Consider the following 8285-nt stretch of genomic DNA (forward strand, 5'->3'; position numbering starts at 1 on the left):
ATCCCGCGCTGGCTGGCACGCGCGACGGCGAGCTCGTCGTCGGCGACGTCCTTGGTCACCACGCTCCCCGCGCCAACGATCGCGCCTTCGCCGATCCTGACCGGCGCGATCAGGCTACTGTTCGATCCGATAAAGGCGCCCGCGCCGATGGTCGTCGGATATTTGCCGAAGCCGTCATAATTGCAGGTGATCGTCCCCGCGCCGATATTCGCTTTCTCGCCGATGTCGGCGTCGCCAAGGTACGACAGGTGATTGGCTTTCGCGCCCTTGCCCAGCCGGGCTTTTTTCATCTCGACGAAATTGCCGATCTTGGATCCTTCCTCCATCACCGCGCCGGGGCGGAGCCGCGCGAATGGCCCGACTTCGCAGCCGGTGGCGATGGTCGCGCCCTCGATATGACTGAAGGCACGAATCACTGCCCCGTCGGCGATCTTGACGCCGGGGCCGAACACCACGTGCGGCTCAATCGTGCAGTCGCGGCCAAGCTTTGTATCGGCGCTGAACCAGACGCTTTCGGGGTCGATCAGAGTCGCGCCTTGCTCGAGCGCTTCTTCGCGTCGGCGCCGCTGCCAGTCGAGCTCGAGATGCGCCAGTTCCGCGCGGCTGTTCACGCCCGCGGTCTCGAACGCCTCGCCCTCGATCGCCACCGGGTGCCGCCCCGACCGCGCCGCGACATTGACTACATCGGGGAGGTAATATTCGCCCGCCGCATTGTCATTGCCGACCTCGGCCAGCCAGCCGAACAATTCGCCCGCGCCGACCGCCATCATTCCCGAATTGCACAATTTGACAGCGCGTTCCTCGGCGGTTGCGTCCTTAAACTCGACCATCTTGGCGATCCGGTCGCCATTCTCCAAAATCACGCGGCCATAGGCTTTGCCGTCGTCGGGCGAGCTCGCCATCACGACCACGCCGGGATCATCGGCGTCGCCCAGCCGGACAAGCATCCGCTGCAGCGTCTCGGCGGTCACGAACGGCGTGTCGGCGTAAAGGATCAACACCGGCCCATCGAAGCCGTCGAGTGCGCTTTGTGCCATCTGCACCGCATGTGCCGTGCCCTTCTGTTCGGCCTGCAACGCGGTTGTGACACCCCGTCCGCCAAGTGCCGCCTCAAGTTGGTCGCGGCCCTTGCCGACGACGACGACCTGGCGGTCCGCGCCCATCGCCTCGACCGTGTCGAGTAGATGCAGCAACATTGGCTTGCCGGCGATCGGGTGGAGCACTTTGTGCGTGTCGGAACGCATGCGCGTGCCTTGTCCGGCGGCAAGCACGATAACGGCGAAAGGGGGCGGCGAGGTCATCGTCGCCCCTTGGCATGGCCCATAGACTTATTCCAGCGCCCCAGGCTCAGGCCTTGGGCGTTGCCGGTTTCGTCACCCGCTTGGTGGCCGGCCTGCGCTTCGCCGCAGCGCGCGGCTTGGCGGTCGTCGCGCGCGGCTTGGCCGCAGCAGTGGCCGCGGTCTTGCGCGCCGCCGGCTTGCGTGCGGTCGCTTTCTTGGCGGGTGTCTTGCGGGCAGCGGGCTTGCGCTTGGCCGGAGTCGTTTTCAGCCCGACCGCTTTCTTGGCGCTATTGGTGGCCTTGGCCACCGCTTCCTCGGCGTTATCGACCCACTTGCCCGACAATACGCGCTGCGCTGCATCGGCGACCGCCTCGGCGATCAACGACCCAAGCCGCGACGCGCTGCCCATCATCTGGGTGGCGGCGCTGCTCGCGGTATCGGCGGCATCGAGGCCTGCATCGCGAATCGCGCGGCGTGCCTTGGGGCTGGCGGCAATGGCTGCAGCGGCGGCGGTCAATCCGGCGGCGAGCATCTCGCGGCTCATTGCTGCCTTTGCAATCTTGTCGATCTTTGCCTTGTTCGAACTTTTCGCGCTGCTCGATTTGCGGCTGCTCGCTTTCTTGGTGGTCGCTTTGGCCATAACCAACTTTCCCTTTCACATTGAGATCACCGCACAGACGGTCCAGCGAACGAAGTGTTCCGCTTCGGCTCAATCGTCATGCGTTATCATTTCGGGGGCCGTAACGTAAATGGGGGCCGGCACCCACCGGTACCTGCCCCCAAAAACATGGTCAGCGGCCGGAGAGTTCCAGCCCGGAAAGACCGTGGTGTCCCGTCAGGAACACATCCTCCGAACGAACTTCACCGACCCCTTAGCTGAACCATGAGACATCGGATCACCTCCTTTCGCTGTGTTATTGGCATACACAACATGTGGGGGTCTGAGCGCAAGAACAAGACTTGTAATAGAATTTGTTGGTGATAATCTCCGCAACTTCGCGCTTCCGATAGGCGCGAAATTCCATCGCCTCACTTGCCCAGTTTGTCGACCTTGGCCTGCAACGCAGCAAGCTCGGCACGGAGCGTTTCGACTTCGCTCGGCTGATCGTCGCCAGCCGCTTTCTTTGCGGCCGCTCCCGGCACGAACGCGCGCGCCGATTCCTCGAACATCGCCATGTTGCGCTTGGCCAGATCGGCGAACATGTTCGCCCCGCCAAAAGGCGCAGCGACCGCATCACGCATCGCGGCGTGATTTTTCTGGAACATGTCCATCGCCGCGTCGAGATATTGCGGTACTGCGGGCTGCATCTGGCCGCCATATAATCCGATCAATTGGCGCAGGAAATTGACCGGCAACATCGTCGCCCCCTCGCCGCGCGATTCTTCTTCGACGATGATCTGGGTGAGGACCTGGTGGGTGATGTCTTCGCCCGACTTGGCGTCGATCACTTCGAAATCGCGCCCTTCGCGGATCATTGCGCCCAATCGGTCGAGCGTGATGTAGCTCGAACTTTCGGTGTCATAGAGACGCCGGTTGGCATATTTCTTGATCGTGACCTTGCCCGACGTCTTCACCATGATGCGCTCCTGCTGCAGCCGCAAAGCCTAGCACCGCCGCGTAACGCACTGCAACAAGCACGCCGCAGCGCAGCAAGCGCTTCGAAAAGCTACCTTTTGGCAAGGCTTTATCGCATACCGCGCGCAGGGTCGGCTTGACCATGCCGGGCGGGAGGAATGATGGACGCGTATCTTACGGCCGGGGGCCAGTATTTACCCAGGCCGCCAATATCCAACGCCGCGATGGGCAAATTCATCGGTCATTTGTCCGAACGATCGGACCGGCTCGGTCGAATGGTCCTTCGCCAAAACGGCATCAAGAGCCGTCACTATGCGATCAACCGCGACGGGAGCAGCGACTGGACCCTTGCCCGCCTTGCTGCCGCAGCCGCCCACAATTGCCTGAGCAAGGCCGAGATCGACCCGTCCCAGCTTGGATTGCTCGCCACGGCAACGACCCAGAATGACCTGCTGGTGCCTGGCCTAGCCAGCGGCGTCCATCACGCGCTCGGATTTCCCCCGCTCGAATTGTCGAGCCACCAGAGCGTGTGCGGTTCATCGATGATGGCGCTGAAGAGTGCCGCGCTCCAGGTGCATGCTGGGGAGCATCGCGCCGCGCTCGCACTCGGGGCCGAATTTTCGAGCCGCTATTTCCGTCCCGGCTTTTACCTCGACACCGCTTCGATCGATGCGCAGGGGGAGCTTCCGGGCGATGGCGAATTCCTGCGCTGGACGTTATCTGACGGCGCCGCCGCGCTGATCGTCGAGCCGACCCCCGCGCGCCACCGCTTGTCGCTCAAGATCGACTGGATTTCGATCCGCAGCTTCGCCGACCGCTTCGCCCCGTGCATGACTGGCGGCGCTATTCGACAAAGCGACGGAAAGATGAAGCCGTGGAGCCATTTCCCGTCGATCGGCGATGCGGCGCGGGCCGGCGCGTTCCAGTTGCGGCAGGACTTCGAGGCACCGCACCGCATGCTGCCGGTGTGGGTTGGCGAGCTCATGCGGCTGATCGACGACGGCCGGGTCGAGACCCGTACCGTTGACCATTTCGTGTGCCATTATTCGGCCAGGAGCCTGCGCGAAGAAATGGTTCGCCTGGCCACCCGCGCCGGATGCATGGTCGATGAGGAAAAATGGCTCACCAACTTGCCGACCAAGGGCAATGTCGGCGCCGCATCGATGTTCCTGTTGCTCGACGATCTGCTCGATAGTCCGCTTCTTAAAGCGGGCCAGTAGGTGCTCGTCGCCGTTCCCGAAAGCGGGCAATGCCTGATGGGCTATGCCGGCATGACCGTGGTGGAGAGATAGTCATAGATACCGACGCGTTATTGGTCGAACGCACCCACCGGGCGCTTGCGCAAGTTTGGATCGATTTCGAAAGCGCCCTGCTCAAGGTACCGATGATCGAACGACTGGTCGGCCAGCGCCTGCGGATGGAAGATTATCAGCGCTTGCTGTTCAACCTTCGCCAGCAGGTGATCGAGGGCAGCCGGTGGATTAGCCGTGCGTCGTCCAGCCTGTCCCCCGCCAATGAGGAATTGCGGTCGTTGTTCGTTCGCCATTCGGCCGCCGAGCATCGTGATTTCCGATTACTCGAACAGGATTATGTCGCAGCCGGCGGCAAGATCGAGGACATCCAGTCGGGCCAGAAGAACATCGGGTCGGAAGCGCTCAGCGCGTTCATGTATCATGCGGCGTCGAACCCCGATCCGCTCGGGCTGCTCGGCGCGATGTTCATCATCGAAGGGCTTGGCAATCGCATGGCCGGACCGTGGGCGGCGAGCATTCGCCAACAGCTCGACCTGCCCGAAGAAGCGGTGCGCTTCCTGTCCTATCATGGCGAAAATGACTCCGAGCATCTCGACATGTTTGAGGATGCAGTACGCCTCGCGGTGACCGGGCCGGACCGCGATGGCAACGCGGTTTCGGCGGATATCGTTCGTCATGCCAAGATCGTCGCCCGCCTCTATCGCCTCCAGCTTGAGGAGCTCGGCAATGTCTGACGTCGCCTTGACCATCGATCGCTACGATCCGGTCGATCCCGATCCGTGGCTGGCGCTCAACCTCGACCAAACATTGCCGATCCATCCGGTCGCCAAGGCCGCGCTGCTGCGCGACACCGGCTCGACCAGCCGCCAGTTCCTGATGCCGCTGGTGCGCCCGTTCGCGCGGGTGACGATCATCCTCGCGCAGATCGTCCACACCATCAGCCCGCGCTGGCCGCACGCTCCCAAATTGCTGCACAATCTCATCGCCTGGGGGATGAAGCGCTTTCTCTAGCCCGACGCCAATACCTTGATCCTGCGGCACTTCAGCCTGGGTTCGCAAATCCTCGCCTTCATCGCCGCCAATGCAGCGCCCGGGTTCAAGCCCGACCTTAAGCCGATGCGGCCGCGCCGGATCGACGACGTCAAGGATCTGCTGTTCCTCAACCACGATCTCAACATCTACAATTTCATCATCCAACTGAACCAAGAGCTTAAGCGACGCGGCGACAAGGTGCGGCGTATCGATCAGGTCGACTTTTCGGCGATCGAGGAAAATATCGAACTCGAACCGATGCCCACCGGCCGGCTTAATCTGATCGACGTGGCGACGGCGATCGAGCTGTACACGCCAGCTTATGCGATGTTCCTGACCGACCGCGACTTCTGGCGGGCGACCAATTCGCTCCAGCTCGACGAGATGATCGGACTTTATGCCGCGCGGATCACCGGGGAGGAGAAGCATCTTGCGTTGATCAACAACCGCCACCCGATGGTCCCATTATCGACTCTCGCCGCAGGTAGCCGACTGATGCTCCACGGCCTGGCGAGCGAGATACTTCACGGTTTGTTGCTCGAATTGAAGCGGGCGCAGGCGGCGGCGTCAGATAAGGTCCCACTTGCGAGCGAACCCCGCCCCAGCTAAGCGACGCGCCACGCATCCGTAGCTCAGCTGGATAGAGTACTGCCCTCCGAAGGCAGGGGTCACAGGTTCGAATCCTGTCGGGTGCGCCATTCTCCCTACGTCTTTGGCACACAATCATCCCGGCTTAGCGGCGGCGGGGCATTGGCGCGCAATTTCAGCCGCGGGGTTTGGGCGGCGAGCGCCCGGACATAGGCATCAGTGAACACTGTCGCGCAGGCTCGATTGAGATGCGACCATTCGGGCAGCGTCAAATTCTGCACTGCAGCCGGCAGATCGTCATTATGCACGCCGACCGCCTTGGTCTTGGCCAGCAGGACATCCCAGCCCTTCGCCTTGGGCAATTGGGCTTCTTCATTGACCCTGAGATGGACGTCCGACGGTGGCCGTACGAACACCACGTCACCCCCCCGCGCGCGGATCGCCGCGACCGCTTTCACCGCGCGGGCCTGGCCCTTGGCGATCAGCTGCGGCGTGTAGGGGAATTTCTCCTTGAACCCCTTCCACGCCCATCGCGTGCGGGCGCGATAGGCCAGGTCAGTCTCAACCCGCGACCACATATGCGTCGCTCGATTTTCGCCGACCTCGGCCACTTTCCAGATATCGTGCTTCGGCCCTTCGACCCCGATCCTGAAATCGGGATCGAGCCGATGCGCGACAACGCTCAGCCGATAATTGGAGTCGAGAAACGCCAGCCGACGCTGGAGCAAATGGTCGATCTCGATGCCGACCCGGCCCGACGGCGAGCTGAAGTCGCCGCGCCGCTTCACATAGCCGCCATAACCGTCGAACGGCTGGAAAAACATCGTATCCGCCATCCCGACGATCAGCAGCCCGTGGAAATTCGGATTGCTCCCCGCATCCTCGAGCAGGGTCAGCGCACTGGTGCCGTGGATTGCCAGCTGAACCGGACGCGTGCCGGTCAGCGCCTCGAACCGGTCGAGATCGGTATCGAACAGGATGCGCGAATCGCCGACGATTGCGACCTCCGCGCTTTCGGATCGGATCCGCTCCTTGACCCAGGCGACTTCGCTATTGTCGAGATCCCCCGCATGGAGCCCGATGCGCCGTGCATTGGCCTCCAGCCCGACCACGCCAAGCGCCAGCGCAACCCCGGCGAAGCCCATGATCCGCCCCCACGGCTGGCTTGGAATGTCGCGCACCGGAACCGGCTGCGCCTCGCCTGGCCGGTCCGACGCGGTCAGCCTCAACCCGGCGGGCAAGGCGCCCTTCTCCCGCAGCACGCCACCGGACTCAGAACTGGAAGTAGATGAAGGCACTGCCTTTCCCCTGTTCTGCGACGATCGCGATCGCCATCAATGACCAGATAGCGCCAATCAACCACGCCGGCGTCCGCTCGATTGCAATCTCCAGCGTCTTGTCGCGCATCGCCCAGTGTGTGCCGACTATCCCCGCGACGATCACCATCGCATAGAGCATCGGCAGTGCGGCGATCATCGGTATCGGCTTGACCGCCAAACCTGCCATCGATTGCAACATCGTCGCCGCGACGGTGAAATCCTTGGCCCGGAAGAACACCCACGTGAGGTTGATCAATACGAACGTGAGCGCGCCGAACGCAACCAAGGCCCCGCGCCCGGGCCGATAACCGGAAAACCGCCCCCTGAGCCACCGCTCGGCCGACAGATACAGGCCATGCAGCCCGCCCCACGCAACAAACGTCCAGCTCGCCCCGTGCCATAGTCCGCCGAGCAGCATCGTCCCCATCAGCGCCATGTACGTCCGCGCCTCGCCATGGCGGTTGCCGCCGAGCGGGATGTACAGATAATCGCGCAGCCAGCTCGACAGTGTGATGTGCCAGCGCCGCCAGAAATCGGAAAAGCCGATTGCCGCATAGGGAAAGCGGAAATTGTCGGGCATCGCAAAGCCGAGGCACAAGGCGACCCCGATCGCGGTGGTCGAATAACCCGCAAAGTCGCAGAATATCTGCCCGCTGAACGCCAAAGTCGCGACCCACGCATCGAGCATCATCGGCACGCCCTCGCGCGCATCGTAGACCTTCTCGACCACCGGGCCGAGGAAGCCGTCGGCAAGCACCACCTTCTGGAACAGCCCGAGCGTGATCAACGCGAGCCCGAACAGCAGCATCGAGCGATTGGCGCGCTTGGGTTCGGCGAATTGCGGAACCAGTTCGGTCGGGCGCATGATCGGCCCCGCGACGAGGTGCGGGAAGAAGGTCACGAACAATGCGTAATCGAGGAAATGCTTGGCCGGCTTGGCCCGACGCAGATAGACGTCGAGCGTGTAGCTCAGCGTCGCGAAGGTGTAGAAACTGATCCCGACCGGAAGCACGATCGAATATTGCGCGGGTTGATACTCGATCCCCAGCGAGCCCGCGATAGCAATGAAGTTGTCGAGCAAAAACTGGCCATATTTGAAGAATGCCAGCATGCCGAGATTGACCACCACCGAGGCCAGCATCCACAATTTGCGGGTCCGTAGCCGCTCGGATTTGACCATCGCCTGGGCCGCCCACCAATCAACCACGGTGGAAATCCACAGCAGGATCACGAACGG

The 8285-nt window shown here is 62.6% G+C and carries 7 protein-coding genes, 1 tRNA gene and 1 pseudogene; 4 read left to right on the top strand and 5 right to left on the bottom strand.

The window, feature by feature from the left end; translation table 11 throughout:
* The 3 genes from glmU to phaR all read right to left on the bottom strand — a co-directional run.
* Positions 1-1301: bifunctional UDP-N-acetylglucosamine diphosphorylase/glucosamine-1-phosphate N-acetyltransferase GlmU (gene glmU / locus RMN73_RS00545; RefSeq protein ID WP_309601369.1), on the bottom strand; the 1301-nt coding region annotated here is incomplete at its 3' end.
* A gap of 46 nt (positions 1302-1347) precedes the next feature.
* Positions 1348-1920 (bottom strand): hypothetical protein, encoded by a 573-nt coding sequence (locus RMN73_RS00550; protein ID WP_309601370.1) that lies wholly within the window; start codon positions 1918-1920, stop codon positions 1348-1350.
* Positions 1921-2309: 389 nt separating this feature from the next.
* Positions 2310-2858: a polyhydroxyalkanoate synthesis repressor PhaR gene (gene phaR, locus RMN73_RS00555; protein ID WP_309601371.1), complete on the bottom strand. Its 549-nt coding sequence runs from the start codon at positions 2856-2858 to the stop codon at positions 2310-2312.
* Positions 2859-3080: 222 nt separating this feature from the next.
* On the opposite strand from phaR, the gene RMN73_RS00560 reads away from it, so the two are divergent.
* The 4 genes and pseudogenes from RMN73_RS00560 (at position 3081) to RMN73_RS00580 (ending at position 5839) form a co-directional block, all read left to right on the top strand.
* On the top strand, positions 3081-4076 hold the full coding sequence (locus RMN73_RS00560; protein ID WP_309601372.1) for a hypothetical protein: 996 nt from the start codon (positions 3081-3083) through the stop codon (positions 4074-4076).
* Positions 4077-4168: 92 nt separating this feature from the next.
* Complete coding sequence (locus RMN73_RS00565; RefSeq protein ID WP_309601373.1) at positions 4169-4843, top strand: iron-containing redox enzyme family protein; 675 nt, start codon at positions 4169-4171, stop codon at positions 4841-4843.
* Positions 4836-5750: pseudogene (locus tag RMN73_RS00575) on the top strand (DUF6999 family protein). Before RMN73_RS00565 ends, RMN73_RS00575 begins: the two are co-directional and overlap by 8 nt.
* Positions 5751-5762: 12 nt before the next feature.
* Positions 5763-5839 (top strand) — tRNA-Arg (locus RMN73_RS00580).
* 6 nt (positions 5840-5845) lie between these two features.
* Here RMN73_RS00580 and RMN73_RS00585 read toward each other — a convergent pair.
* A complete protein-coding gene (locus RMN73_RS00585) occupies positions 5846-7027 on the bottom strand; it encodes a hypothetical protein (RefSeq protein WP_309601376.1) in 1182 nt (393 codons plus the stop codon).
* Positions 7002-8285 (bottom strand): MBOAT family O-acyltransferase (locus RMN73_RS00590; RefSeq protein WP_309601377.1); only part of this gene is annotated, 1284 nt, incomplete at its 5' end. The genes RMN73_RS00585 and RMN73_RS00590, both read right to left, overlap by 26 nt.

It is taken from the genome of Sphingomonas sp. (assembly GCF_031372575.1).
Lineage (GTDB): Bacteria > Pseudomonadota > Alphaproteobacteria > Sphingomonadales > Sphingomonadaceae > Sphingomicrobium.

Coding starts and splice junctions, on each gene's coding strand:
- RMN73_RS00550 (WP_309601370.1), bottom strand. CDS start 1,920: ATGGCCAAAGCGACCACCAAGAAAGCGAGCAGCCGCAAATCGAGCAGC.
- RMN73_RS00560 (WP_309601372.1), top strand. CDS start 3,081: ATGGGCAAATTCATCGGTCATTTGTCCGAACGATCGGACCGGCTCGGT.
- phaR (WP_309601371.1), bottom strand. CDS start 2,858: ATGGTGAAGACGTCGGGCAAGGTCACGATCAAGAAATATGCCAACCGG.